This is a genomic window from Streptococcus sp. HMSC071D03, from assembly GCF_001812125.1.
Lineage (GTDB): Bacteria > Bacillota > Bacilli > Lactobacillales > Streptococcaceae > Streptococcus > Streptococcus pseudopneumoniae_N.
The window spans coordinates 12313-12608 of the sequence record NZ_KV807784.1; the positions used below are offsets into that span (position 1 = coordinate 12313).

1 protein-coding gene is annotated in these 296 nt (G+C 42.9%); it reads right to left on the minus strand.

The genetic code is table 11. The annotated features are described in order from the left end of the window. The coding region (locus HMPREF2837_RS11725; protein WP_261674349.1) for an LPXTG cell wall anchor domain-containing protein at positions 1-296 on the minus strand (296 nt) is incomplete at both ends.

Here is a 296-nt window from a genome sequence, read left to right on the forward strand (position 1 = left end):
AAGCAAGTCCGAGACCACCTAGAATACCAAGAAGACCTAGAGATGCAAGAGTCGCATTTGATTCTGTTCCTGTATTTGGCAACACATTTTGAGAATCATTTGACTTAGCTCCATTATCAACAGTAGTCTTAGTATCTACCTGATATGCATTCGGAGTAACTGCATTTGGAGTTGGAGTAGCTGGTGCTGGTGTATCTTGACCAGAACCTCCATTAGTATCAGGTGTCATTGGTGCATCTGGAATTGGATCTGTTGGTGTTGCTGGTGTTACCTTACCTGGTGTTGTTACTGGAACT